The organism is Methylobacterium sp. WCS2018Hpa-22 (genome assembly GCF_031843785.1).
Taxonomy (GTDB): Bacteria; Pseudomonadota; Alphaproteobacteria; order Rhizobiales; family Beijerinckiaceae; genus Methylobacterium.
Map to the genome: position 1 here is coordinate 45,545 of NZ_JAVTJA010000010.1, position 25,789 is coordinate 71,333.

The 25,789-nt window shown below is 67.4% G+C and carries 23 protein-coding genes; 14 read left to right on the forward strand and 9 right to left on the reverse strand.

All coding sequences use genetic code 11. The features are described from left to right. The first annotated feature begins 19 nt into the window (after positions 1–19). From secA to RQI43_RS24560, 3 genes are all read left to right on the forward strand, one after another. Positions 20–2,917, forward strand: a complete 2,898-nt coding sequence (gene secA / locus RQI43_RS14565; protein WP_056422778.1) for a preprotein translocase subunit SecA — start codon at positions 20–22, stop codon at positions 2,915–2,917. Between the two features lie 59 nt (positions 2,918–2,976). Next, positions 2,977–3,816, forward strand: coding sequence for an aldo/keto reductase (locus tag RQI43_RS14570; RefSeq protein ID WP_311275607.1), 840 nt, complete (start codon positions 2,977–2,979; stop codon positions 3,814–3,816). A gap of 202 nt (positions 3,817–4,018) precedes the next feature. Next, the gene (locus RQI43_RS24560; RefSeq protein ID WP_405030625.1) at positions 4,019–4,891 is read left to right on the forward strand and encodes a cell wall hydrolase; all 873 of its coding nucleotides are present in this window, start codon (positions 4,019–4,021) and stop codon (positions 4,889–4,891) included. A 10-nt stretch (positions 4,892–4,901) separates the two neighbouring features. On the opposite strand, the gene RQI43_RS14580 is transcribed toward RQI43_RS24560, so the two are convergent. After that, on the reverse strand, positions 4,902–6,839 hold the full coding sequence (locus RQI43_RS14580; RefSeq protein WP_207411098.1) for a potassium transporter Kup: 1,938 nt from the start codon (positions 6,837–6,839) through the stop codon (positions 4,902–4,904). Between the two features lie 344 nt (positions 6,840–7,183). Further along, positions 7,184–8,506: a flavodoxin-dependent (E)-4-hydroxy-3-methylbut-2-enyl-diphosphate synthase gene (gene ispG / locus RQI43_RS14585; RefSeq protein WP_056422789.1), complete on the reverse strand. Its 1,323-nt coding sequence runs from the start codon at positions 8,504–8,506 to the stop codon at positions 7,184–7,186. Between the two features lie 416 nt (positions 8,507–8,922). On the opposite strand from ispG, the gene RQI43_RS14590 reads away from it, so the two are divergent. From RQI43_RS14590 to RQI43_RS14600, 3 genes are all read left to right on the forward strand, one after another. Then, the gene (locus tag RQI43_RS14590) at positions 8,923–10,032 is read left to right on the forward strand and encodes a patatin-like phospholipase family protein (protein WP_311275608.1); all 1,110 of its coding nucleotides are present in this window, start codon (positions 8,923–8,925) and stop codon (positions 10,030–10,032) included. A gap of 49 nt (positions 10,033–10,081) precedes the next feature. Continuing rightward, entirely contained in the window at positions 10,082–10,723 is a 642-nt protein-coding gene (locus RQI43_RS14595) for a sigma-70 family RNA polymerase sigma factor (RefSeq protein WP_311275609.1), read from the forward strand. Positions 10,724–10,813: 90 nt separating this feature from the next. Continuing rightward, positions 10,814–11,584 carry an anti-sigma factor gene (locus RQI43_RS14600; RefSeq protein ID WP_311275610.1) on the forward strand — a complete coding sequence of 257 codons (771 nt, stop codon included), beginning with the start codon at positions 10,814–10,816 and terminating at the stop codon, positions 11,582–11,584. Between the two features lie 37 nt (positions 11,585–11,621). On the opposite strand, the gene RQI43_RS14605 is transcribed toward RQI43_RS14600, so the two are convergent. Continuing rightward, positions 11,622–12,635, reverse strand: coding sequence for a bifunctional riboflavin kinase/FAD synthetase (locus RQI43_RS14605; RefSeq protein ID WP_311275611.1), 1,014 nt, complete (start codon positions 12,633–12,635; stop codon positions 11,622–11,624). 277 nt (positions 12,636–12,912) lie between these two features. On the opposite strand from RQI43_RS14605, the gene RQI43_RS14610 reads away from it, so the two are divergent. Together RQI43_RS14610 and RQI43_RS14615 are read left to right on the forward strand one after the other, a co-directional pair. After that, positions 12,913–13,296 carry a response regulator gene (locus RQI43_RS14610; RefSeq protein ID WP_018046001.1) on the forward strand — a complete coding sequence of 128 codons (384 nt, stop codon included), beginning with the start codon at positions 12,913–12,915 and terminating at the stop codon, positions 13,294–13,296. A gap of 55 nt (positions 13,297–13,351) precedes the next feature. Beyond that, positions 13,352–13,885, forward strand: coding sequence for a protein phosphatase CheZ (locus RQI43_RS14615; protein ID WP_056422799.1), 534 nt, complete (start codon positions 13,352–13,354; stop codon positions 13,883–13,885). Positions 13,886–13,928: 43 nt separating this feature from the next. Here the strand turns inward: RQI43_RS14615 and RQI43_RS14620 are convergent, their stop codons facing one another. Both RQI43_RS14620 and RQI43_RS14625 read right to left on the reverse strand, forming a co-directional pair. Next, on the reverse strand, positions 13,929–14,843 hold the full coding sequence (locus RQI43_RS14620; protein WP_056423323.1) for a TIGR01459 family HAD-type hydrolase: 915 nt from the start codon (positions 14,841–14,843) through the stop codon (positions 13,929–13,931). Positions 14,844–14,945: 102 nt separating this feature from the next. Further along, positions 14,946–16,433, reverse strand: coding sequence for an EAL domain-containing protein (locus RQI43_RS14625; RefSeq protein WP_311275612.1), 1,488 nt, complete (start codon positions 16,431–16,433; stop codon positions 14,946–14,948). Between the two features lie 286 nt (positions 16,434–16,719). Between RQI43_RS14625 and RQI43_RS14630 the strand changes: the two genes are divergently transcribed. The 3 genes from RQI43_RS14630 (at position 16,720) to RQI43_RS14640 (ending at position 19,652) form a co-directional block, all read left to right on the forward strand. After that, positions 16,720–16,941, forward strand: a complete 222-nt coding sequence (locus RQI43_RS14630) for a heavy-metal-associated domain-containing protein (RefSeq protein WP_056422806.1) — start codon at positions 16,720–16,722, stop codon at positions 16,939–16,941. A 237-nt stretch (positions 16,942–17,178) separates the two neighbouring features. Beyond that, a complete protein-coding gene (locus RQI43_RS14635; RefSeq protein ID WP_207411104.1) occupies positions 17,179–18,852 on the forward strand; it encodes a formate--tetrahydrofolate ligase in 1,674 nt (557 codons plus the stop codon). A 113-nt stretch (positions 18,853–18,965) separates the two neighbouring features. Continuing rightward, entirely contained in the window at positions 18,966–19,652 is a 687-nt protein-coding gene (locus RQI43_RS14640) for a spermidine synthase (protein ID WP_311275613.1), read from the forward strand. A 12-nt stretch (positions 19,653–19,664) separates the two neighbouring features. Here RQI43_RS14640 and RQI43_RS14645 read toward each other — a convergent pair whose 3' ends face one another. The 4 genes from RQI43_RS14645 to RQI43_RS14660 all read right to left on the reverse strand — a co-directional run bounded on the left by RQI43_RS14645 (position 19,665) and on the right by RQI43_RS14660 (position 21,244). Continuing rightward, complete coding sequence (locus RQI43_RS14645) at positions 19,665–19,883, reverse strand: hypothetical protein (protein ID WP_056422815.1); 219 nt, start codon at positions 19,881–19,883, stop codon at positions 19,665–19,667. 121 nt (positions 19,884–20,004) lie between these two features. Continuing rightward, the gene (locus tag RQI43_RS14650) at positions 20,005–20,298 is read right to left on the reverse strand and encodes a hypothetical protein (RefSeq protein ID WP_311275614.1); all 294 of its coding nucleotides are present in this window, start codon (positions 20,296–20,298) and stop codon (positions 20,005–20,007) included. A 111-nt stretch (positions 20,299–20,409) separates the two neighbouring features. Continuing rightward, on the reverse strand, positions 20,410–21,000 hold the full coding sequence (locus RQI43_RS14655; RefSeq protein WP_311275615.1) for a GNAT family N-acetyltransferase: 591 nt from the start codon (positions 20,998–21,000) through the stop codon (positions 20,410–20,412). Positions 21,001–21,115: 115 nt separating this feature from the next. Next, positions 21,116–21,244, reverse strand: coding sequence for a hypothetical protein (locus tag RQI43_RS14660; RefSeq protein WP_311275616.1), 129 nt, complete (start codon positions 21,242–21,244; stop codon positions 21,116–21,118). A gap of 88 nt (positions 21,245–21,332) precedes the next feature. Between RQI43_RS14660 and zapE the strand changes: the two genes are divergently transcribed. The 3 genes from zapE (at position 21,333) to RQI43_RS14675 (ending at position 25,780) form a co-directional block, all read left to right on the forward strand. Continuing rightward, complete coding sequence (gene zapE / locus RQI43_RS14665; RefSeq protein ID WP_082470597.1) at positions 21,333–22,478, forward strand: cell division protein ZapE; 1,146 nt, start codon at positions 21,333–21,335, stop codon at positions 22,476–22,478. Between the two features lie 474 nt (positions 22,479–22,952). Beyond that, positions 22,953–23,432, forward strand: coding sequence for a (2Fe-2S)-binding protein (locus tag RQI43_RS14670; protein ID WP_056422827.1), 480 nt, complete (start codon positions 22,953–22,955; stop codon positions 23,430–23,432). Further along, positions 23,429–25,780: a xanthine dehydrogenase family protein molybdopterin-binding subunit gene (locus RQI43_RS14675; RefSeq protein WP_311275617.1), complete on the forward strand. Its 2,352-nt coding sequence runs from the start codon at positions 23,429–23,431 to the stop codon at positions 25,778–25,780. The genes RQI43_RS14670 and RQI43_RS14675 overlap by 4 nt, the downstream gene beginning before the upstream one ends. The last annotated feature ends 9 nt before the right edge of the window (positions 25,781–25,789 follow it).

A 25,789-nucleotide genomic window follows, 5' to 3' on the forward strand; every position in this document is an offset into this window, starting at 1 on the left:
GATCGACCGCAGGTTCACGATGCTCGGCGCCCTCGCTAAGAAGATATTCGGCTCGTCCAACGATCGCCGCGTCAAGGGCTATCGCCCCCGCGTCGCCGAGATCAATGCCCTTGAGCCGGAGATCTCCGCCCTGTCGGACGAGGCCCTGCGTGCCCGGACGGACATGTTGAAGGCCGAGCTCGCGGCCGGGAAGACCCTCGACGATATCCTCGTTCCCGCCTTCGCCACCGTGCGCGAAGGGGCCAAGCGCGCCCTCGGCCAGCGCCATTTCGACGTGCAGCTCATCGGCGGCATGGTCCTTCACGAGAGCGGCATCGCCGAGATGCGCACCGGCGAAGGCAAGACCCTGGTGGCGACGCTGCCGGTCTACCTGAACGCCCTGTCGGGCCTCGGCGTGCACGTGGTCACGGTGAACGACTACCTCGCCTCTCGCGATGCGGAGTGGATGGGCCGGGTCTATCGCTTCCTCGGCCTCACCGTCGGCACCATCGTCCACGGGCTCGATGACGAGCAGCGCCGGGACGCGTATGCCTGCGACATCACCTACGGCACCAACAACGAGTTCGGCTTCGACTACCTGCGCGACAACATGAAGTACGAGCTTTCGCAGCTGTCGCAGCGCGGGCACAATTTCGCGATCGTCGACGAGGTCGATTCGATCCTGATCGACGAGGCACGCACGCCGCTCATCATCTCCGGCCCGGTGGACGACCGCTCGGAGCTCTACGTCTCCGTCGACGCGCTGATGCCCCATCTTGAGAAGGAGCATTACGACCTCGACGAGAAGCAGCGCTCGGTCTCGCTCACCGAGAGCGGCAACGAGTTCATCGAGGATCTGCTTCGCGGCGCCGACCTGCTGAAGGAGGGTGACCTCTACGACGCCCACAATGTCAGCCTCGTCCACCACGTGAACCAGGCGCTTCGCGCCCACACCCTGTTCACCCTGGACAAGGACTACATCGTCAAGAACGACGAAGTGGTGATCATCGACGAGTTCACCGGCCGCATGATGCAGGGCCGACGCTACTCGGAAGGCCTGCATCAGGCGCTCGAAGCCAAGGAGCGGGTGACGATCCAGCCCGAGAACCAAACGCTCGCCTCGATCACCTTCCAGAACTACTTCCGGCTCTATTCCAAGCTCGCCGGCATGACCGGCACCGCCTCCACCGAGGCCGATGAATTCGCCGAGATCTACAAGCTCGAAGTCGTCGACATCCCGACCAACAAGGAGGTCGAGCGCGTCGACGAGGACGACGAGGTCTACCGGACGGTGGGCGAGAAATACGACGGCATCATCGCCGAGATCGAGAAGGCGCATGCGCGCCATCAGCCGATCCTGGTCGGCACCGGCTCCATCGAGAAATCGCAGCACCTCGCCGAGATGCTGACCAAGGCCGGCTTCCGCCAGCTCGACTATTCCGACCTGAACGCGCTCACCGACGTCTACGCCGCCGCCCGCGAAGGCCGCGTGACCAAGACCTTCGCCGTGCTGAACGCCCGCTTCCACGAGCAGGAGGCGTATATCGTGGCCGAGGCCGGCGTGCCGGGCGCCATTACCATCGCCACCAACATGGCCGGGCGCGGCACCGACATCAAACTCGGCGGCAACTTGGAGATGCGTCTCGAGAAGGAACTCGCGGGCGTGCCCGAAGGCGCCGAGCGCGACGCGAAAGCCGCGGCGATCAAGGCCGAGATCGAAGAGAACCGCGCCAAGGTTCTGGCCTCGGGCGAGCCCGCCGACCTCGCGGCCGGCCGCAAGAAGGCCCTTCCCGGCGGCCTCTACATCATCGGCACCGAACGCCACGAATCGCGCCGCATCGACAACCAGCTGCGCGGCCGCTCCGGCCGCCAGGGCGATCCCGGCCGCTCGAAATTCTACCTGTCGCTCCAGGACGATCTGATGCGCATCTTCGGCTCCGACCGCATGGACGGGATGCTCACCCGCCTCGGCCTGGAGAAGGGGGAGGCGATCATCCACCCTTGGATCAACAAGGCGATCGAGAAGGCGCAGCAGAAGGTCGAGGCGCGCAACTTCGACATGCGCAAGAACGTGCTCAAGTACGACAACGTCATGAACGACCAGCGCAAGGTCGTGTTCGAGCAGCGCCGCGACTTCATGGGCCAGGACAGCGTGCGCGACACCGTGGACGAGATGCGCCACGGCGTCGTGGACGATCTCGTCGCCATCCACGTGCCCGAGAATGCCTATGCCGAGCAGTGGGACATCGAAGGCCTGCGCCTGCGCGTCGCCGAGGTGCTGAACCTCGACGTGCCGGTTGAGGATTGGGCCAAGGAAGAGGGCATCGCCGACGAGGAGATGCGCGACCGCCTGCGCACCGCCTCCGACGAGGCCTATGCCGCCCGCACCGAGAAGAACACGCCCGAGGTCATGACCTATGTCGAGAAGCAGGTTCTGCTTCAGACCCTCGACCATCTCTGGCGCGAGCATCTCGTGACCCTCGACCACCTGCGTCAGGTGATCGGCTGGCGCGGCTTCGCCCAGCGCGACCCGCTCAACGAGTACAAGTCCGAGGCGTTCGAGCTCTTCAACGGTCTCGTCGGCAGCCTGCGCGAGCAGGTGACCCAGCAGCTCGCCCGCATAGAGATCACCTATCAGGAGCAGGAGCCGCAGGGGGCGAACCCCTTCGCCAGCCCGGAACTGCCCTCTATGTTCGCCCAGCATCTCGATCCCGTCACCGGCGAGAACGAGATGGATTATGCCGGGCGCGGCACGGGCAGCGATGGCGGCGGCGGCCCGGCCTACGGCTATGCCGCGCAGGCGCTCTCCCCGGACACGGCGGTCATCGAGCGTGACCCGAACGACGCCACGACCTGGGGCCGCGTCGGGCGCAACGAGCCCTGCCCCTGCGGCTCGGGCAAAAAGTACAAGCACTGCCACGGCACTCTGACGGCCTGAGGCGGGCCCGCACGGCCGGACCTGCATCCGGCCGTGGGCTATTCGGAGGGGAGATCCGCATGCGGCAGACAACCTTCGGGCAGACCGGACGCCTCGTCTCCGTCATCGGACAGGGCACGTGGTACCTCGACGAGGCACACCGGCCCGACGCCGTCGCCGCCCTGCGGAGGGGCCTCGATCTCGGGATGAGCCATATCGACACCGCCGAGATGTATGGCGAGGCCGAACTCGTCGTGGCCGAGGCGATCGAGGGGCGGCGCGACGAGGTGTTCCTCGTCTCGAAGGTGTTGCCGAACCATGCCTCGGCCCGATCCGTCGTCACCGCCTGCGAACGCTCGTTGGCTCGCCTGAAGACGGACCGGCTCGACAGCTACCTCCTGCACTGGCGGGGTGGGACCCCGCTGGAAGAGACCATCGGTGCCTTCGAGGGGTTGATCCGGCAGGGCAAGCTCCTCTCCTGGGGCGTCAGCAACTTCGACGTCTCCGACCTCGATGACGCGCTCGCCGTGGCCGGCGAGGGCCGCATCGCCTGCAACCAGGTTCTCTACCATCTCGGGGAACGGGCGATCGAACATGCCGTCCTGCCCTGGTGCGAGGCGCATGGCGTTGCATTGGTCGCCTACAGCCCCTTCGGCCACGACGATTTTCCGGGTCCGGACTCGGCCGGCGGGCGCGTCCTCGGGGAGATCGCCGCCGAAACTGGGGCGACGGAGCGGCAGGTCGCGCTCGCGGCGCTGACGCAGTCGCCCTCCCTCCTGGCGATCCCGAAAGCTTCGCGAATCGCCCATGCGGAGGAGAATGCCGCGGCTGGTGACCTGATCCTGACGGAGAACCACCGGCAGCGTCTCGACGCCGCCTTTCCCCGTGGGCGCAAGCCCAAGCACCTGCCGATGCTCTGACGCAGGCACCCGTTCCGCATCGGCGACGAAGGCCGGGCGTGACCTCAGGACCACAGCGGCGGGAAGAAGCCCCGGTCATTCGAACCGTGTCCGAAAAGAAACCACATTTGCCGTCGAGCTAGACCGTTCGAGAAACGGACGGGAGCGAGACGGCATGGGGTATCCCCGATCGGCGACGACGGGACTTTACGGAGTCCTGCTGATGACGACGATGGGCCTCGGTGCCTGCAATTCCCCCACCACGACCGGCTCCCTCGGCGGCCCGGGCCTCGCGGCCAAACCCATGGCGGTGAGCGACCAAGAGCGCGACTGCCTCGGCCGCGCCATGTATTTCGAATCGAACCGCAGCGATTCCGAGGGCCTGCTCGCCGTCGGCACGGTGGTGATGAACCGCCTCGAAGCCGCCGCCTTCCCGAATGGCGGCATCTGCGCCGTCGTCGGCCAGCCCCGGCAGTTCGCCACCGGCGTACTCACCAAGCCGATGGCGGAGAAGGACCTGACGAAGGTCGCAGACGCGGCCGACGCGGTCCTGGCCGGCCAGCGACACCCGAAGGTCGGTCGCGCCATGTACTTCCACACGGCGGGCCGCACGTTCCACTACAACAACATGCATTACGTCGCGGTGGCCGGCGGCAACGCCTTCTATGAGAAGCGCAAGCCCGGCGCCGTGGAGCAGGCCCGCCCGCCGGCCGCCCTGGCCTATGCGGCCGCACCGACGCTCGCCGCGCCCGAGGCGGCCCCGTCCGCATCGGTCCAGGCCGTCGCGAATTCGGCTCCCACCAGCGTTCCCGTGGCAACGGTGGCCGCCGCCGTACCGGAGGTGACGGGCACCCAGCCCGCTCCAGCGATCCAGGCAGTCCAGGCTGAACCGGGTCGCGCCGTCGCCACCTCCCATGCCGCCGTGAGCCAGGGAGCGCATTCCAAAACCTCACCGAAGCCGGCGACGACAACGCGGGTTGCTCATGCCCAGGGTCCGGCTGCTAGAGGCTCGGCCGGCAAAAGCCCGGCGACGCTGGCAGCCCTCGCCCCCGAGGCGCCTCCGCCGCCGCCCATCATCAACCTGCCGAGGCCGTGACCCGGCCGGTTCAGACGGTGACCTGAGTCCCCACTTCCACGACACGGCCGGTGGGGATCTGGAAGAAGTCGGTGGCGTCGTTGGCGTTCTTGGCCAGCGTGATGAAGATCCGGTCCTGCCAGAGCGGCATGCCGGAATGCGCTGCCGGGCGGATCGAGCGGCGCGACAGGAAGAACGACGTCGCCATGATGTCGAACTTGAAGCCCTGCTTCTTCAGGAGCGTCAGCGTCCGCGGGATGTTCGGCGTTTCCATGTAGCCGAACTTCATCACGATCTTCGAGAAGTGCGGGCCGATCGGTTCCATGCGGATGCGGTCCGCATCGCTGGAGCGCGGCGTGTCCACGGTCTCCACCGTGAGGATGACGTTCTTCTCGTGCAGCACCTTATTGTGCTTGAGGTTGTGCAGCAGGGCCGCCGGAGCGATCGACGGGTCGCTGGTGAGGAACACCGCCGTGCCGCGCACATGGTGGGGCGGGCTCTTCTCCAGCATGCCGACGAGTTCGAGCAGCGGCACGTCGGTCTTGCGGGTCTTGTTGAACAGGATGTTCACGCCCCGCACCCAGGTCCACATCACGATGATGAGCATCCCCGCGAGCACGAGGGGCACGTAGCCGCCCTCGAACACCTTGAGCATGTTCGAGAGCAGGAACAGGAACTCGATGACGATGAACGGCATGATCGCGGCGGCGGCGGCGATCGGCGACCATTTCCACGACTTCCAGAGCACGATGAAGCCCATGCTCGCGGTGAGCAGCATCGTCCCCGTCACGGCGATGCCGTAGGCGGAGGCCAGCGCCGAGGAGGAGCGGAACAGCACGGCCAGCACCACCACGCCGATCAGCAGCAGAATGTTCACCTGCGGCAGGAAGATCTGGCCCGAATGCGATTCCGACGTGTGGCGGATTTCGAGGCGCGGCAGCAGCCCGAGCTGGATCGCCTGGCGCGACAGCGAGAACGCGCCGGTGATGACGGCCTGGCTCGCGGTGACGGTGGCGATGGTCGCCAGGATCACCATGGGCAGAAGACCCCATTCGGGCACGAGCTGGTAGAACGGGTCGGTCGTGTCCGGCGCGTTGAGGACCAGCGCCGTCTGGCCGAGATAGTTCAGGGTCAGGCACGGGGCCACGAGGCCGAGCCAGGCCACTTGGATCGGCCGGCGTCCGAAATGCCCGAGATCGGCGAACAGCGCCTCGGCGCCGGTCACCGCCAGGAACACCGCGCCCAGCGCCACCAGGGCCCCGGTACCGTGGCCGAGGAGGTAGTGCAGCGCGTACCAGGGATTGAAGGCCTGGAAGACCTCCGGGCGCGAAACGATGTGCGGCAGCGCCGCGAGCCCCAGCGCCAGGAACCACACCACCATGATCGGGCCGAAGAAGGCCGCCACCTTGCTGGTGCCCCGGCTCTGCACCATGAACAGGGCGAAGATGATCGCCACCGTGATCGGCAGGACGTAATGCTCGAAGGCCGGGGTGACGAGCTTCAGCCCCTCCACCGCCGAGAGCACGGAGATGGCCGGCGTGATGACGGCGTCGCCGTAGAACAGGGATGCGCCGAGCAGCCCGAGCATGAACACGATGCGCGAACCGCCGAGCGCCTTGCGGGCCAATGCCATCAGCGAGAGGATGCCGCCCTCGCCGTTATTGTCCATACGCAACAGGATGACGACGTACTTGATCGTGACAATCAGCAGCAGCGCCCAAAGGATCAGCGACGTCGTGCCGAGAACTTCCTCGGTCAGCAAGATGCCGTCGGCCCTCGCCGGGCCGAGCGCCTCGCGGAACGCGTAGAGCGGGCTGGTGCCGATATCGCCGTAGACGACGCCGACCGAGCCGACGACCAGCGTCCAGAAGCTCGTCTTCCCATGCCCATGCTCGCTTGGCCCTGTCTCGGGACGAGCCGCGGGGTCGGGCTGAGCGCCGGGTACGCTCGGGGTGGCGGTTTGCGTCATGCGCTGTGATCAGGCTTCTGCGACGGGAAAGGGAATCGAACGAGGAGGCTTGGCTTTACGCTGGACTTCGACCGAGGGACCTTGGCGACCGACCTAGCGACCATCCGGATCGTGGAGGCCCTGTCTCCCGCCTCGCCCCGGCAACTCGCTGCCAGGCTGGCGACCCAAATCAGTGAGCGCACACCTCCGCAGGACACCTGCGCGAAGCATGCCAGATCCGTATCACGCGGGCGGGGGGTCGAGAACGACGAACCCGTGACGAAGAAACCCTCTCCCGCGGTAGGTCGAGCGAATGCGTCCCGCGGCTGCACGACGCGGGACGCTAATCCTCACGACGGAGGATCTCACTCAGCGGCGGTGCGGGCACCCTGGCCGAAACGGCGCTCGATGTAATCGATCACCACCGTCTCGAAATCCTTGGCGAGCGTGGCACCGCGCAGGGTCATCGCCTTCTTGCCGTCGATGAAGACCGGAGCGGTGGGGGTCTCTCCGGTGCCGGGAAGCGAGATGCCGATATCGGCATGCTTCGATTCGCCGGGGCCGTTGACGATGCAGCCCATCACCGCGACGTTCAGACCTTCGACGCCCGGATAGGTCTTCTTCCATTCCGGCATCGAGGTGACGATCCAGTTCTGGATGTCGCGGGCGAGTTCCTGGAACGTCGTCGAGGTGGTGCGGCCGCAACCGGGGCAGGCAGCGACCATCGGCACGAAGGTGCGGAAGCCCATGGTCTGCAGGAGTTCCTGAGATGCCTTGACCTCGACGGTCCGGTCGCCGCCGGGCTCGGGCGTCAGCGAATAACGGATCGTGTCGCCGATGCCTTCCTGCAGAAGCACGCCGATGGCCGCCGAGGCCGCCACCAGCCCCTTCGAGCCCATGCCGGCTTCGGTGAGGCCGAGATGGATCGCGTAATCCGAGCGCCGGGCGACTTCGCGGTAGACCGCGATCAGATCCTGCACCGCCGAGACCTTGGCCGAGAGGATGATCCGGTTCTTGGGAAGACCGAGCTCTTCGGCGCGCTGTGCCGAGGACAATGCCGAGCGCACCATGGCCTCGCGCATCACGGCGCGGGCATCGATGGGACGCGCGGACCGGGCGTTCTCGTCCATCAGATGGGTGAGCAGCGCCTCGTCGAGGGAACCCCAATTGGCGCCGATGCGAATGGTCTTGCCGTAGCGGACCGCCTGCTCGACGATGGTCGAGAACTGCGTGTCCTTCTTCTCCTTGAAACCGACATTGCCCGGATTGATCCGGTATTTGGCCAGTGCCTCGGCACAGGCCGGATGATCGGAGAGGAGCTTGTGGCCGATATAGTGGAAGTCGCCCACCAGCGGCACGTGAACGCCGATGCGGGCGAGCCGATCACGGATCTTCGGGACGGCGGCGGCCGCCTCGTCGCGGTCGACCGTGATGCGCACGAGTTCGGAGCCCGCCCGCGACAGGGCGGCGACCTGGGCCACGGTGGCGTCGATATCCGCCGTGTCGGTATTGGTCATCGACTGGACGACGACCGGAGCGCCACCGCCGACGGTGACCGCTCCCTCGCCCTCACCGACAGTCACGCCCACCGTGCGGTGGCGCGGCGCGGGACCGGCGATCTCCGGGCCGGTAATCGAGATGCCGGGGCCGAACGAATCGGCTGGGGTGGCTTCCATCATGGCGTCCATCGCTGACCTTACCTATGGCCTGGCCTGCCCTGGAGCGAGCGCCCGGCCATGGTCGTCTGGTATCGAATTCTACCGATCCTTTGCGAAGATCGGGTGAAGAGCCCGGTGACCGAGGGCTCTGCCGGTTAGCTGAGATGGGGCGTCGCGTGCGTCAAGCCCGCTGACCGCATGGGAGAACCACGGGGCAGGACGGACCGCGCACGACACTTTGGCCCAGCGTCGGGTGACATGTCTTATCCCATGGGCGATGTCGAGGGAATTGGCGCAGTGCGACATGTGAGTCACAGGGGCGTCCCAAGCGGAACCGATCCATGCAGCCACCGGTTTGCTGCCCTGCGACCTTTGATGCTGCATTGCAGCATGCCCATGTGCACCCTCTCGATGCGCTTGTGCAAACCCGCCACGTGGAGCTGACGATGCTCGAATCCGAACCTTCCTCCCCGGTCGATTCGCCCTCTACCGATAGGGAAGTGGCCCCGTCGCGGCCCGTCTCGCGTCCAGCCGTCAGCCTCGCCGGTCCGAAAGCCGAGAAGACCGTGGCCCTGGCCCTGCAGGGCGGCGGCGCCCATGGCGCCTTCACCTGGGGCGTGCTGGATGCCCTGATCGAGGATGGCCGTCTCGCCTTCGAGGCCGTCACGGGTGCCAGCGCCGGCGCGATGAACGCGGTCGTAATGGTCGACGGATGGATCACCGGAGGGCCGGAGGGCGCCCGCGCCGCTCTCGACCGGTTCTGGCGTGAGGCGAGCCTCGACGGCGATTTGTGGCCGGCCCAGCGCGGGCTCTTCGACCAGCTGTTCGACCTCTGGAGCCAGAACCCGATCCTGGACTTCTGGACCCGGGCGCTCAAGACCAGCCCATACGTCTCCAACCCGCTCAACGTGAACCCGCTGCGCAAGGCCCTGGCCAAGCACGTGGATTTCGAACGCCTCCGGGCGGCGGAGACCGCCGGGATCTATGTCTCGGCCACCAATGTCTGGACGGGCAAGCTGGCCGTCTTCGAGCGGGATACTTTGAGCATCGATCACCTGATGGCCTCGGCCTGCCTGCCCACGGTGTTCCAGGCGGTGGAGATCGACGGCGTGCCCTATTGGGATGGCGGCTATCTCGGCAATCCGCCGATCTACCCGCTCTTCCACGGTGCCCAGACGCGCGACGTGGTGCTGGTCCAGATCAACCCGGTAGAGCGCCGTGAGACCCCGCGTTCGCGCGAAGAGATCCAGGACCGGCTCAACGAGATCACCTTCAACGCCAACCTGATGCGTGAATTGCGCGCCATCGATTTCGTCGACGGCCTGATCGAGGACGGGGTGCTCGGCCGCAACGACTACCACCGCATGCTGGTCCATCGCATCGACGGGACCGGCGCCCTCGACGATTACAAGGCGTCCTCGCGGATGGATGCGCGGCTCGGCGTGTTCGAAGGCCTCCGCGACAAGGGCCGCGCGGCGGCGCAAGCCTGGCTCGCCGAGCATTACGAGGGGATCGGACGGACTTGCACGCTGAATCTCAAGGCGACCTATCAATAGGGTGCCGCCCGGTCGGATTAGCCGGCCGGGCTCGCGCGTTAACTGATTCATGACGGCCGAACCGACTCAGACCGCCTCCTCCATCGTCGACCTTCTTGTCCCCTTGCGACGCTATGCGCGCTCGTTGACGCGCGACACGCTGAAAGCCGACGATCTCGTCCATGACACCCTCGTCCGCGCGTTGGAATCCGGCCTCTCCGTTAGGCCGAACACCAACCTGCGGACGTGGATGATGACGGTCCTGCACAACGTCTTCATCGACGACCAGCGCCGCAAGCGGGTGGAAGCCCGCCACGCCGAATCCCTCGTCCAGATGAGCGACGAGAGCGTACCGCCGTCCCAGGAAGGGCAGGTGCGCCTCGCCCAGATCCGCCAGGCCTTCCTCACCTTGCCCGAAGAGCAGCGCGCCGCGCTCCATCTCGTGACCCTCGAGGGCATGGCCTATGCCGACGCGGCGGCGGTACTCGGTATTCCCATCGGCACTCTGATGTCGCGACTCGGGCGTGGCCGCGCGGCCCTGCGCGCTTTTGAGGAAGGCGAGGCCGGCAGCGGCCGGAGCCGTTCCGGTTCTTCGCCCGGATCAGGTTCGGGCAAGCCCGAGCGGCCGCATCTGCGCCTCGTCAGCGACTGGAACGGCCAGGATACGAGGCAGGACATCCGGCTCGCATCCAAGGCCATGGGCGGTTCGTAACCGCACCGAATTCGAGGGCACTCGGTGACGAGTGTCAGGACTGCATGAAAGCGTCACCGCTTTCGATCGTTGAACTGGATACCGACCGTCATGATCGACCCGATCACCGACAGTGACCTCGCCGCCTTCGTCGACGGACAGCTCGACGTCATGCGCCGGCTCGAGGTGGAATCCTATCTCGCCCAAACGCCGGCGGCTGCCGCGCGGGTGATGGCCGAGATGCATGACAGGGACGCCCTGCGTCAGGCTTTCGCGCAGCTGCCCGGGCCGGGTCCGGAGCGCAACCGCGCGGCGGCCCGCCGCCTCGATCGATCCATTGCATGGCGGCGTGCCGGTGAGCGGCTGAAGCGTGCGGCGGTGATCGTGCTCCTCGTGGGCGCCGGCTGGATCGCGCATTCGGATACGGGCGTGTTCGGCGTGCCCGACACCTTCGCCGCGCCGGTCGACCCTGCCCTGGTCGCCGATGCGCGCCAGGCCAGGGAAGTGGCCCATATCCGCGCCCGCCTCGGCTCGCCCGCCTCGCCGAGCTACGACAAGGCTGGCATCTCGAGTGCCACCGGCATCGTCCTGCCGGACCTGCCGGGGGATTGGTCGGTGCGCGATGTCCAGATCGTGCCCGCCCGTCACGGGGCCGGGGTCGAGGTCATGATCGACGCCCCCGATCTCGGCGAAGTCTCGCTGTTCGCAGCGCGGGGCACCAGCGAGGCGGCCTTCACCGGCGAGGTGGCGAGCCCGGGCGACGGGGAGACCGTCTACTGGACGGCGGGCCGCTCGGTCTATGCGCTCAGCGGCAACGGCCACCAGAGCGCGCTGCAAGAGGCGGCGCGTCGCCTCGCCTCGATCGATCCCGCCAAGCGCTGAGCCGGCGGATATCGCGACCCGGTGGCCGCGACTGAATTCAGCCGATCATCGACGGAACCCGGTCGTTTGCGATGAGCACGCGCGCCTCGGCCGCGTCCACATTCATCCGGGCAATCAGGGCCTCGGCGCCGGAGAAGCGTTCCTCGCCGCGGATGTAGCCCAGGAACTCCACCGCGATGGTCTGTCCGTAGAGATCGCCCGAGAAGCCGAATAGGTTGACTTCGAGCAGGGGAGCGCCGTCGTCGAAGGTCGGGCGCCGCCCGTAGCTCGCGACGCCGTCCCGGACCGAACCATCGGGTAGCCCGATTCGGACGGCGTAGATGCCGTGGGCGAGGCCACAATCGGGCAGCGCCACGTTCGCCGTGGGATATCCCAACGTACGGCCGCGCTTGTCTCCGTGCCGGACCTCCCCGCAGACGAACCAGCGGTAGCCGAGCAGCCGGTTCGCCAGGACGATGTCGCCCTGCCGCAGGGCTTCCCGGATCGCGCTCGACGAGACGGGGGCTTCCCCCTCCCCGATGGAGACGGCAGGAATGATCCGGCATGCGAGGGAGGCCTCCGCGCAGAGCCGAGCCAGCACCTCCGGCGTTCCCTCCCGCCCGCGCCCGAAATGGAAGTCGTGGCCGATCACGACGCCGGACACGCCAAGATCGCGCTTGAGCAGTTCGTGGACGAAACCAGCGGCGGTCGTCCCCGCCATGAGCGCGTCGAAACGGCGCACGATCAGGCCGTCGAGGCCGAGGCGAGCGAAGACGATCTCCTTGGCGGCCGGGCCCGTCAGCCGGAACATCGGCAGGTCGGGAGCGAAATAAGCGCGTGGATGCGGCTCGAAGGTCAGCATCACCGCCGGGACGCCGCGCTTGTCCGCCTCCTCGCGGACGGCCTCGACCAGGGCGCCATGGCCCCGATGCACGCCGTCGAAATTGCCGATCGCCGCGATGGCGCCCTCGAGGGATGCCGGCACCGCCTCGTCCTCGCGGCAGATGATGAAAGGCCGCCCCGACGGGGAGCGGGCTGCGGGACGCGCGGAAAGGTCGTCGGCAGGCGCCATCAGGTTCAAGCGGTCTCGAAAATGCAGCGGCCGAAGGAGCGACCGAAGGGGGAATTCGCGCCGGAACCTGTCGAAAAGCCGGGGGAGGGTCAAGGGAAGTGACGGTCGATCAGTGCGGGATGCAAGATCCCCTGTCCAATTAACCGCTTCGCAATGCGGGGTGCGGTACTTTCACGAACGAGAGGCGGCGCGTGGCGGCGCTTCCCCAAGAAATATTGCCACTGATCCGGTCCGCGGCGCGCCGCACCGGCCCTGCACCGACGGAGCACCCCGACCCATGGCCCTCGATCTCGGCATGCCGATCCTCGTCGTGGACGATTATCAGACGATGGTCCGCATCATCCGCAACCTGCTCAAGCAGCTCGGCTTCGAAGAAGTCGACGATGCCTCTGACGGAACAGCGGCCCTGGCTCGGCTGAAGAACCGCAAATACGGCCTCGTGATTTCCGATTGGAACATGGAGCCGATGACGGGCTACGAGCTGCTGCGCCATGTCCGTGCCGACGAGGCCCTGCGCACCACGCCGTTCATCATGGTCACCGCCGAATCGAAGACCGAGAACGTGATCGCGGCCAAGAAGGCCGGCGTGAACAACTACATCGTCAAGCCCTTCAATGCGGCAACCCTGAAGAGCAAGATCGAGGCTGTCTGCGGCGCTTGAGCCGCAGACCCGCTTTCCCTTCTTCGACGAAGCAGAGTGTCGTGGAGCGATAGGCATGGGCGAGAAAGCACGGACGAACGGCCCTACGCTGGCATCGACACGCCCATCGCTGATCCGCGAGCTGGTCGAGATCGCCGACTACATCGCGCATGTCCGGAAGGAGATCGCGGCCCTGCGGGCGAACGAGCTCACCCGCGACCGGCTGCCGATGGCCCATGTGGAACTCGGCAGCGTCGTCGAGGCGACGGCCGGCGCGACGAACTCGATCATGACGGCAGCCGAGGAAATCCTCAGCCTGCCCAACGACAAGAACTACCGTGCCTCGGTCGAGTCACGGATGAACGACATCTTCGAGGCCTGCACGTTCCAGGACATTACTGGGCAGCGGATCGCGAAGGTCAGCGAATCCCTGCGGCAGCTCGAAAATCGGCTGTCGCGCTTCGCCACCGCAGTGAAGGCGAAGGACGAAAGCGGCACAGATCCGGCGGAGGTGGAGCGCCGGGTTCGGGCCGAACTCCTCCTCCTCAACGGACCGCAGATCAAGGGCCCCGCCACGGCCCAGGACGAGATCGACGCTCTGTTCGCGTGATCAGTCGGGCCTCGCGGCTTTGGAACGATCAAGCCGCGAGAGCCTACCAGACCAATCGTTCGATGACGGCATCCGGGTGGACCTCCTGGCGGGCTAGCCATTCGGCCACCTCGCCGAGCGTGTCGTGTTCGGCCAGGACGCCGAGCTCCTCCGCGTGGATGCCGCGCGCCACCAGCAGGTTCGGGATTCCGTAGGCCGCCGCCCCCGCGATATCGGTACGCAGGGCATCGCCGACGGCGAGGACGCGGGCGACGTCCGGCGCGGTGCCGCCATCGAGGTCCGCCGCCATGGCGAGCGCCGCCTCGTAGACGGGACGGTACGGCTTGCCGGCATAGGTCACTGAACCACCGATCTCCGCATAGGCTTGCGCGATCAGGCCGGCGCAGGGGATCAACTTCTTCTTGCGCTCGACCACGAGGTCGGGATTAGCACAGATCATCGGCACGTCCCGCGCCCGGAAGCCGGCCAGCGTATCCCGGTAATCCTCCGCCGTCTCGACCGTGTCGTCGAACAGGCCGGTGCAGACCACACGCTCCGCCTCACCGGCCGCCACGAGGCGAATATCGAGGCCATCGAAGATCGTCGCGTCGCGTTCCGGCCCGAGATGGTGGATGCGCTCGCCCGGATGCTCCGCGATCAGGCGCCGGGTCAGGTCGCCGGAGGTAAGGATGGCGTCATAGGCCTCGCGCGGCACGCCGTAGCCGTCGAGGATGGTCTGGACGCCGGCCCAGGGGCGTGGGGCATTCGAGACGAGGATGACGCGCCGTCGGCGACCGGCTTCGGGCAGGGTGCGGAATCGGATCAGCGCCTCGCCCGCCCCCCGATGAGCCCGCGTCCCGTCATGGAGCACACCCCAGACGTCGCACAGAATGAGGTCGTACTGCCCGGCGACGGCTGAAAGACCGCCCAGGGTCGGGATCTGCGCCGGCGTTGTGGCGCGCGCAAACGGTTCGCTCATGGGGTAGGCCTGACTGGCAAGGACGAGGGGCATGACGGGATGGCCGACTGGTTAGGCCCGCCGGACACCGAAATCAACGCATCGGAGCGATGCGGGCGGGCTTCAGCCGGCCCGGCGCAGGAAGTCGCGGAACGGCCGGCGCTGCGGCGGTGGTTCGGGATCGTCGCCGGGCTCCTGCGGCGGCGGCGGCGTCTCTGGCGGCGCGGCTTGAGCCTGAGCTGCGGCCAGGACCTCGGCCCGCACGGCCCGCGCCGGAGCGAAGACGGTGCCTTGCGCCAGCGGCACGTCGAGGTCGATGAGATCGGGAACGTCGCTCTCGCGCTCGACGGCGTCGGCGACGAGCCGGATGCCGGCCCGGGACAAGGAGGCGACGAGATCGTCCAGGGCGATATCGGGCATGGCCTGGCGGGAATCGGGTCGCAGGAGAAGATCGGCGGGCACCTTGACCTGACTGACGCCCCGATCGGCCAGGGCCAGGGGGTCGAGGCGCAGGTCGACGGGACGGTCCAGGGCGAAGCCCACGCGACCGCGCAGTTCTGCCAGGGCGCCGGCTTGCTCCGCGTCCAGGCTGCGCCAGCTCGACTGGGGCAGTGCGATCACGAGGCGTCCCGACTGCGCGGATTCACCGGCGAGCAGCCGCGGCAGCGTGCGCAGGAAGCCGGGCTCGAACAGGGAATGCGGCGACAGGCCGTACGTCACAGCCGCCTGACTGCCGCGTCCGCTGAGGTGGCGGGCCACCGTGGCGACGAGGGGAAGCATGCGGCGATCGAGTTCGGTGGTTCGCCCATGGCGTTCGAGGGCCGGCAGGAACAGTTCCGGCTTGAGAATGTCGGCGCCGAGTCGCAGGCGCGCCAGCGCCTCGTAGGACACGACCTTGCGTTGCGGCAGAGAGACGATGGGTTGGAGATGGACTTCGAGCCCGCCGCCATCGAAGGCTGCGACCATGACAGCATCCCGGCTCCGGTCCGGCCGAACCCGGTCCGCGACCGTCTCGGACCGCTCCTGCGGTGGCCAGGCGCGCGGCACCCAGGGCGCCGCAGCGGTCTCGGTTCTTGGCGGCGGGGAAGGCGGCGGGACGATGGAGGCATCTGCGGCGTCACGACGGGCGATCGGGGTCGGAGCGGGAGCGGGAGCGGCCGGTGGCGTTGCCTTCAGGCGGGCGATCTCTCCGTCCTGCGTGGCGACCACGGCGGCGAGTTCGCGGACGATGCCACTGAGCAGGCCGATTTCTGCAGTGACCTCCTCCACGGCGGCATCCACCGAGGATTCCTTGGAGGCCTTGGCTTCCGCCGGGCCGTCCTCCTCGGCACGGGCGCGCTCGATCCGCATCTGCTGGTCGGCGATGAGCCGGGCCACCGTCTCCAGGCGCACGAGGCGTTGGGACAGGATATCCAGCTCTCCCGAAAGCTTCTCGCACCGCAGGTCGAGCGTGCGCGCCCGGCGCGCGGCCAGGATGGCGACGAGACCACTCATGGCCGCCAGTCCGAAGGCGCCGCCGAGGGGGGAGATCACTGCGAGCGGCGCCAGGACCACGAACCCGATGAGACTCAGGAGCCACGGGCCCGTGCGTCGGCCGACGATCCGGGCCATCGGAATACTCTTATCCTCACGACGATCGAGCGGAGATCACGGGGCCTCGCTCACGGTTTACGCAAATCGAGACAGGCTCCGTTTGTCGCCGAGGCGGCGAGGTCCCACAAGATGGGCGCGGGCTGCGTGAACCGGTTTTTTGCCATGTGTTGCATGAGCTTCGAAGCTTGGCTTCAGCCAGCTTGGCAGCGCCCCCGAGGCCTCCCGGACCATCCCCCCCTCGCGGCGGGAGGGGATTTGGCTCTACATGAGGTGCGAGACGTGACCCAGCGACGGGAGCGGTTGGATGGATACGAGACGGGTAGACCTGCTGATGCAGGTGGACGGCATGACCTGCGACGGGTGCGCTGAGGCGGTGCGCAAAGCCATTCTGCGGATCGATCCGGAGGCGCATGTCGCCGTCGACCGCGATCACGGCCGCGTGGCGATCACCACCGACGCCCAGAGCCTGACGATCGCCGAGGCGCTGAACCAGGCCGGCTACACGGCGACGGCGATGTCGGGCTGACTCCGCCCCGCACACCGCCTAGGCGGGCGACCCGCCCGAGCCTCGGCGCTCTCAAATGAAATTTTGCAGACGGGTTGAAAAATTCCGACGCGCTTTTGCTTGCTCCATCGCTCACAGTGATGGCAACGGTGAAGCATGGATTGTTCGCGGGTCGCCGCCGGACGCCGCGAACCCACGATCGTCCACAAGAAGCGTTAAGCGCGACACGCCATCGCGACGACAGACCGGGAGAGACCAATGCCCTCAGACATCGAGATCGCCCGCGCGGCTACCCTGCAGCCGATCACGCAGGTGGCCGAGAAGATCGGCGTGCCGGAAGATGCCCTGCACCATTACGGCCGGCATATCGCCAAGATCGACCACGCCTTCATCAAGTCGCTGGAATCGAAGCCCGAGGGCAAGCTCGTCCTCGTGACCGCGATCAGCCCGACCCCGGCGGGCGAAGGTAAGACCACGACCACGGTCGGCCTCGGCGATGCGCTGAACCGCATCGGCAAGAAGACGGTGATGTGTCTGCGCGAGCCCTCGCTCGGCCCGTGTTTCGGGATGAAGGGAGGTGCCGCCGGCGGCGGCAAGGCCCAGGTCGTGCCGATGGAGCAGATCAACCTGCACTTCACCGGCGATTTCCACGCCATCACTTCGGCGCACAGCCTCGCCGCCGCGCTCATCGACAACCACGTCTACTGGGCCAACGAGCTCAATATCGACGTGCGCCGCATCCATTGGCGCCGGGTCGTCGACATGAACGATCGCGCCCTGCGGTCGATCACCCAGTCGCTGGGCGGTGTCGCCAACGGCTTCCCGCGCGAGGACGGGTTCGACATCACCGTGGCATCGGAAGTCATGGCTGTGTTCTGCCTCGCCCGTGATCTCGACGACCTCGAGGCCCGTCTCGGCCGCATCGTCATCGCGGAGACCCGCGACCGCAAGCCGGTGACGCTGGCCGACGTCAAGGCTACCGGCGCGATGACCGTGCTCCTCAAGGACGCGCTGCAGCCGAACCTAGTCCAGACCCTGGAGGGCAACCCTGCCCTGATCCATGGCGGCCCCTTCGCCAACATCGCGCATGGCTGCAACTCGGTGATCGCCACCCGCGCCGGCCTCAAGCTCGGCGATTACGTGGTCACCGAAGCCGGCTTCGGCGCGGATCTCGGTGCCGAGAAGTTCATCGACATCAAGTGCCGGCAGGCGGGGCTGAAACCCTCGGCGGTGGTCATCGTCGCCACGGTGCGCGCCCTCAAGATGCATGGCGGCGTGTCGAAGAAGGAGCTCGGCTCCGAGAACCTCGACGCCCTGGAGAAGGGCTTCGCCAACCTCGCCCGGCATGTCGCCAACGTGCGCGGCTTCGGCCTGCCCGTGGTCATCGGTGTGAACCACTTCTACGCCGATACCGACGCGGAACATGCCAAGCTCAAGGAGCTGTGCCGCGAGAAGCTCGATGTCGAGGCCATCACCTGCAAGCATTGGGCGGAAGGCGGAGCCGGCGCTGAGGAGCTGGCGCAGGCCGTGGTCAAGCTGGCCGAAGGCGAGCAGAAGCCGCTGACCTTCGCCTACGAGACCGACACCAAGCTCACCGACAAGGTCAAGACCATCGCCACCAAGCTCTACGGCGCGGGCGACATCCAGGTGGAATCGAAGGCCGCCACCAAGCTCGCCCAGTTCGAGAAGGACGGCTACGGCAACCTGCCGGTCTGCATGGCCAAGACGCAGTACTCGTTCTCCACCGACCCGAACCTGATGGGTGCTCCCTCGGGCCACCTCATCTCCGTGCGCGACGTGCGGCTCTCGGCCGGCGCCGGCTTCGTCGTGGTGATCTGCGGTGAGATCATGACCATGCCCGGCCTGCCAAAGGTCCCCGCCTCGGAGGGCATCCATCTCGATGCCAACGGGCAGATCGAAGGCCTGTTCTAGCCGGATGCCAATGGCCCCTCCCCTGTCGGGGGAGGGGCGCCTGCCCGGCATCGCGTGATCCCCCGCCCCAGCTGTGATAGCCGGGTCGGCATGCAGTCCCGCCGGCCCCGCTCATGATTCCCTGGCTCGTCCTCGACACCGCACCGATCCCCGGGGACGAGGGCCAGTTGCGGCTGCTTCAGCGCGGCAGCGAATTCTCGATCCAGCTCGGACATAACGAGCTGATGAACAGCCGCCTCAGCGGCTCGGAGAAGGCGCTCGCGACACTCGCGGCGGAGCGGGTCGGAGGCCGCGCGGGCGCGCGTTTCCTGATCGGTGGTCTCGGCATGGGTTTCACCCTGCGCGCGGCCCTCGATGCGTTGCGCCCCGACGCCGCGATCGTCGTCGCCGAACTCGTGTCGAACGTCGGGGAATGGGTGCGCGGGCCATTGAGCGCCCTGTCGGCGAATGCCCTCGATGATACGCGGGTGGACCTGCGGATCGGCGATGTCGTCGGCGCGATCCGCTCGGCGACCGCCGCCTACGACGCCATCCTCCTCGACGTCGATAACGGCCCCGACGGGCTCACCCGGGCGGCCAATGACAGGCTCTATGACGGGGCGGGATTGGGCGCGGCCATGACGGCCCTGCGGCCAGGCGGCGTGCTCGCCGTATGGTCCGCGCATCCGGACCGGACCTTTACTCAGCGCCTTCGCCGGGGCGGGTTCGCCGTGGAGGAGGTTCCTGTCAGGGCCAATGTCACCAGCGGCGCCCGCCATACGATCTGGCTGGCGATGAAACCGGGGCGTGCGCCGCGCTGAACGCCGCCGGATTCACGCCGAATGTCGATTGCGCTCCAGGCGTCGGTTGAGCCGCGTGACGCCGTAGATTTCCGCCAGATGGCGACGGGCCGCCTTCACCGGCGCATCCTCCCGCTCGATGCGGGCCGCCTCGATCACCCGCAGCGTATGGGCGACGCAATGCTCCAGGCGCGTCGTGGCATGTCCCTCCCGGGAACGCCGATCCTGTGCTGAATTCTCGCCGATGGTCATGAGAAGCCCCCTCCCCGATCGTGATCGAAGGAGCTTCGTTAGCGCCGTGGTGCGGCGGCCATCGGGTGGAGACTTGGCTTCAACATGGCAGCTTGGCCGTAGCCCTGAACCGCGATCGGACTCAGTCGCGCGTGCTGCCCTCGTTGAACTTGTCGCGGCAGACATACCCGACGAAGCATTTCGCCACGTCCTGGGTGAGTTCGTAGGCGGGTTTGGGCGCTTCCGGCAGGGGACAGAACCCACCGTCGCGGACGATCCTGTCGTAGGTGATCGGCCCCGTCGTCATCACGATGGCCCCGACGCGGTTCACCAGGGCTGCGGCGTCGGCGCAGAGCATGGCGGGGGTCGCCGGCCGCTCCTGCGCCGAAACGGCGAGAGGAGCCAGGACGATGCAGGCAGCGAGCACGGATCTCATGGCGGAGTGATCTTTTCGAACAGGGAGCCGGGCGAATGCGAAGCCGACGGCGACGCCCGAGAGTAACCCAGGATAGCGTCCGGCGACCTCGCCGCCAATCCGCTTGATCTCTCACGCCGCTCGTTTCTGCGGCTCGGCGGCGGCGGCCACCGCCAGGGTGAAATCCAGCGCCTCGTCGATCCCCTCGCGCCAGAGGGAGGCGGGCGTCGGACGGGCGAGGACGAGCGCCCCCTCCGCTTCGCCATCGGCCAGGGTCACTTCGGCACCGAGCTTGGTGGCGAGCCCGCGCATCGGGCCGTTCCAGCTGAGACAGCGGACATGAAGATCGCGGACGCCGCGGTTGCGCGCCGCCGAGACGATCCGCCGAAAGAGGGCATGGCCGAGGCCGTTGCGGCGGAACCTGCGCTCCACGGCGAAGGCCGCCTCCGCATCGCGGCCGAGGCTCAGCCCCGGCACGGGGCCGGTGAGCGGACGCAATTCGCCGAGCGCGCGCAAGGTCCCCTCGACGAAACCGCCGAAGACCAGCCCTTCAACCTTGAGGGCGCGGGCTGCATACGCAACGGCCGCAGCATCGCTCACGGCGGCCATGAACCGGTTGGCTCTGGTATCGGGGTCGAGCCGCAGGAAATAGGCCTCGACCATGGCTCGGTCGCTGGGCCAGAGGCGCCGGACATTCGGTCCGGTCGAAATGGTGTCGGGCATTGTGCCGTCGTACTCCGGATGACATCGCGTCGATGTGCGCTGGCTCCGGGCGTGACCTCCCTCGAGGAGGCCACGAGATGGCATCGCCGCCGGTTTTGTGCAATGCAACAAAACGTCATCCGGCCGGCATGCCGCGCTTGATCCCTCCGGCGACGCGCGGCAGACCGGTCTTCGGGCCTGTCGCCGGACCGGTTCCATCGACGCGCACGCGGCCCTTGCGCCGTCCCGTATCCAAGGTCGCCATCGCCGTGAGTCCCCCCTCAGGTTCCGCATCCTCCGCCGGTTCGCAGGGCGGTGATTCTCCTGCCGGTCCGGTTTCGGCGCGCTACGACATGCTGGTCTCGTCGGGCGCCATCGAGCGCGACCCGGCTCAGACCCATCTGGTCCGGGCCCTCGACAGGCTGGTCCAGGATCTCGACAGGCGGCGTCGGGCGAAGAAGGGCAGCGCGCTCGGCTGGCTGTTCGGCCGCAGCGGCGACAGCGAAGGTCCGCCCAAGGGCCTGTACATCTGGGGCTCCGTCGGCCGCGGCAAGACCATGCTGATGGACCTCTTCCACGAGGCGGCGCCGGGCAAGAAACGCCGCGTCCATTTCCACGGCTTCCTGTCGGATGCCCATGAGCGCATCCATGCCCACCGGCAGGCCCTCAAGGCGGGCACGGCCAAGGGCGACGACCCGATCCCGGTGGTGGCCGACGCCCTGGCGGACGAGGCGACGTTGCTGTGTTTCGATGAGTTCACCGTGACCGACATCGCCGACGCGATGATCCTCGGCCGGCTGTTCGGGGCGTTGTTCAAGCGCGGCGTCACCGTCGTCGCGACGTCCAACGTCGAGCCCGACCGGCTCTATGAAGGCGGGCTCAACCGCGCGCTGTTCCTGCCCTTCGTCGCGGAGTTGAAGAGCCGGGTCGAGATCCTGAAGCTCGATTCCCGGACGGATTTCCGCCTGGAGAAGCTCGGTGGCGCTTCGGTCTATCATGTGCCTGCCGACGAGACGGCCGCCGCCGCCCTCGATCAGGCCTTCAAGGGGCTCACCGGCAAAGCCCGGGGCAAGCCTGCCAAGATCCGCGTGAAAGGCCGCGAGGTGGCCGTGCCGGAGGAGGCCGCCGGCGTCGCCCGGTTCGGCTTCGCCGACCTTTGCGCCCAGCCGCTGGGCGCCGCCGACTACATGGCCATCGCCCATTCCTTCAAGACGGTGATCCTTTCGGACATCCCGGTGATGGGCGAGGCGAACCGCAACGAGGCCAAGCGCTTCATCACCCTCGTCGACACGTTCTACGATGCCCACGTGAAACTGATCGCCTCGGCCGCCGCCGAGCCGACCGGCCTCTACACGGCGACCGAGGGCCGAGAGGCGTTCGAGTTCGACCGCACGGTCTCGCGCCTCATCGAGATGCGCTCATCGGAATACCTCGCTCTGCCCCATGGGCGCGGTGATTCCGAGGCGAGCGGGTCCAGCTTCGGCCTCGTGGAGACCTGATCGAGGCGAAGTGCCGGACGGTTCGAGCACCGTTATGTCGAAGCGATTCGAAAGGTTTGGCGCTTCACCGAGGCCCGCTGGAGCGATGTCTGCAGAGCCGGCATAAACAACGAGCGACATTCGAAAGCGTCCCAGACGCCCGATACGTACTGTGCGCAACAGCACATCGAATCCTCGGCCGAGCTTCACGAAAGTGACGCCCGTGGCTGCCGACCGTTGCACCGCAGCACCCCTACCGTTTAATTGGATTCATTATGAGGTACGGGGCGTGGGGGCTTCGTGCACTGCGACGGTTCCCTGTCGAGGGGTGCCGGATCCGCTGCCGCACCTCAGGGACGTTTCGATGCGGGACGGCGACGGTGTCGCGCGCGCCCCGCGCCTGAGTGACGACCTCCAAGGTATTCGCGAGCCCAACGGATCGGTAGCCCGCCGATCTCGACCGGTCCGTGGCCTGATCGATGACAGGATAGACCGATGATCAAACTCACCGTGAACGGGGCTGAACGCAGCTTCGACGGCGATCCCGACATGCCGCTGCTGTGGTTCCTGCGTGACGAAGTCGGCCTCACCGGCACTAAGTTCGGTTGCGGCCAGGCCCTATGCGGCGCCTGCACGATCCATCTCGGCGGCACTGCCGTGCGCGGCTGCGTCACCCCCATCTCCGCAGCCGAAGGCCAGGAGGTGGTGACCATCGAGGGGCTTTCGCCCGATGGCAACCATCCGGTCCAGGTGGCCTGGCGCGACCTCAATGTCTCGCAATGCGGCTATTGCCAGTGCGGGCAGATGATGCAGGCGGCCTCCTTCCTGAAGGAGACGCCGAAGCCCAACGATGCCCAGATCGACGAGGCCATGAGCGGCAACCTCTGCCGGTGTGGAACCTATCCGCGCATCCGCGCCGCGATCCATCAGGCCGCCGGAAACGCGCCGGCCGCCAACAAGGGAGAGCGCCTGTGATTCACGACGCACAGATCATGGCCGACCTCGCCACCGAGACGACCGCCGCCGCCCCCGAAGCGCCCAGCGCTCTCGCCAATGTCAGCCGCCGCGCCATGCTCGGCGGCATGGGTGCCCTGGTGCTCGCCCTGTCCTGGCGTGATTCCGCGCGTGCCGAGGACAAGAAGGACGAGCCGAAGAAATTCGGCGCCGATGCCATGCCGCATGGCTGGCAGGACGACCCGAAGGTGTTCGTGGCCATAGCGCCGGACGGCACCGTCACCATCACCTGCCATCGCTCGGAGATGGGCCAGGGCGTGCGCACCTCCGTCGCCCTCGTCGTCGCCGACGAGCTCGAGGCGGATTGGGCCAAGGTCAAGGTCGCCCAGGCTTGGGGCGACGAAGCCCGGTTCGGCAACCAAGACACCGACGGCTCGCGGAGCTTGCGCCACTTCTTCCCGCACCTGCGCCATGCGGGTGCGGCGGCGAAGGCCATGCTGGTCCAGGCCGCCGCCAAGCAATGGGGCGTGCCTGCAGCGGAAGTGAAGGCCGAGAACTCGGTCCTCACCCATGCCAAGTCGAAGCGCACGCTCGGTTATGGCGACGTGGCGGCGGAAGCCTCCGAACTCGCCGTGCCCGCTCGCGAGAGCGTGACCCTGAAGGATCCGAAAGCCTTCAAGTTCATCGGCAAGGGCAAGATCGGCCTCATCGACAACCAAGACTTCACCACCGGCAAGGCCATGTACGGCCTCGATACCCGTCTCGACGGGATGCTCTACGCCCTCGTTGCCCGCCCGCCGGTCTTCGGCGGCAAGGTGGCGAGCTACGACGATGCCGAGACCATGAAGGTCCCCGGCGTAGTCAAGGTGTTCAAGATCGACACGCCCGAGATCCCGTCCGAGTTCCAGCCGATCGGCGGCGTCGCCGTCATCGCCAAGAACACCTGGGCGGCAATGAAGGGCCGCGACGCCCTGAAGATCACCTGGGACGACGGCCCGAACGCCCATTACGATTCGGTCGCCTTCCGCGGCGAGTTGGAGAAGGCGGCGCGCGCGCCCGGCAAGGTCGTTCGCAACCAGGGTGACGTCGACGGCGCCATGGCCAAGGCCAAGCAGCGGATCGAGGCCGAGTATTTCGTGCCCCATCTCGTCCAGGCTCCGATGGAGCCGCCGGCCGCCACCGTGCGGATCAAGGACGGGTTCTGCGAAGCCTGGGCCTGCACGCAGGCTCCCCAGGCGACCCATGACCGCCTGGCCAAGAAGCTCAACCTGCCTGCCGACAAGGTGCGGGTGAACGTGACGCTGCTCGGCGGCGGCTTCGGCCGCAAGTCGAAGCCCGATTACGTGCTCGAGGCGGCCCTGTGCTCGCAGGCCGTGGACGGTGCGCCGGTCAAGCTCACCTGGACCCGCGAGGACGACCTCCATCACGGCTACTACCACACGATCTCGGTGGAGCGCCTGGAGGCCGGCCTCGACGACAAGGGCATGCCGGTGGCCTGGCTCCACCGTTCGGCGGCGCCCACGATCGGCTCGATCTTCGCCGCCGGCGCCAAGAACGAGCTGCCCTTCGAGCTCGGGATGGGACTGACCAACACGCCGTTCGCCGTGCCGAATATCCGGCTCGAGAACCCGGCGGCCGACGCCCATGTGCGCATCGGATGGTTCCGCTCGGTGTCGAACATCCCGCACGCCTTCGCGATCCAGTCGTTTGTCGCCGAGTTGGCACATGCGGCGGGCAAGGACCCGAAGGAGTACCTGCTGGCCCTGATCGGCCCCGACCGGGTGATCGACCCGACCACCATCGGCGATGTGTGGAATTACGGCGAGGACCCGGCCCGCTACCCGATCGAGACCGCGCGCCTGCGCGGCGTCATCGAGGCGGCGGCCAAGGGGATCGGCTGGGGCCGCAAGCTGCCGAAGGGACGGGGCCTCGGCATTGCCGGGCATTACAGCTTCGTCACCCACACGGCGGTCGCCGCCGAGGTCGAAGTGGGCGCCAAGGGCGAAGTCTCGGTCAAGCGCATCGACATCGCCGTCGATTGCGGGCCGCAGGTCAACCCGGAGCGTATCCGCTCGCAGATGGAGGGTGCTGTCGTCATGGGGATGGGCTTGGCCTTGTCGGCCGAAATCACCTTCAAGGACGGGCGCGCGCAGCAGAACAACTTCGACGGTTACGAGATCACCCGTCTCGACGCCGCCCCGAAGGAGCTGCACGTCCACCTGATCCAGAACAACGACTACAGCCGTCCGCTCGGCGGCGTCGGTGAGCCGGGCGTCCCCCCCGTGGCGCCGGCCATCGCCAACGCGGTCTTCGCCGCCACCGGCCGCCGCATCCGGCAGCTGCCGATCCGCGACCAGCTGAGCTCGTAAGACCGCAAC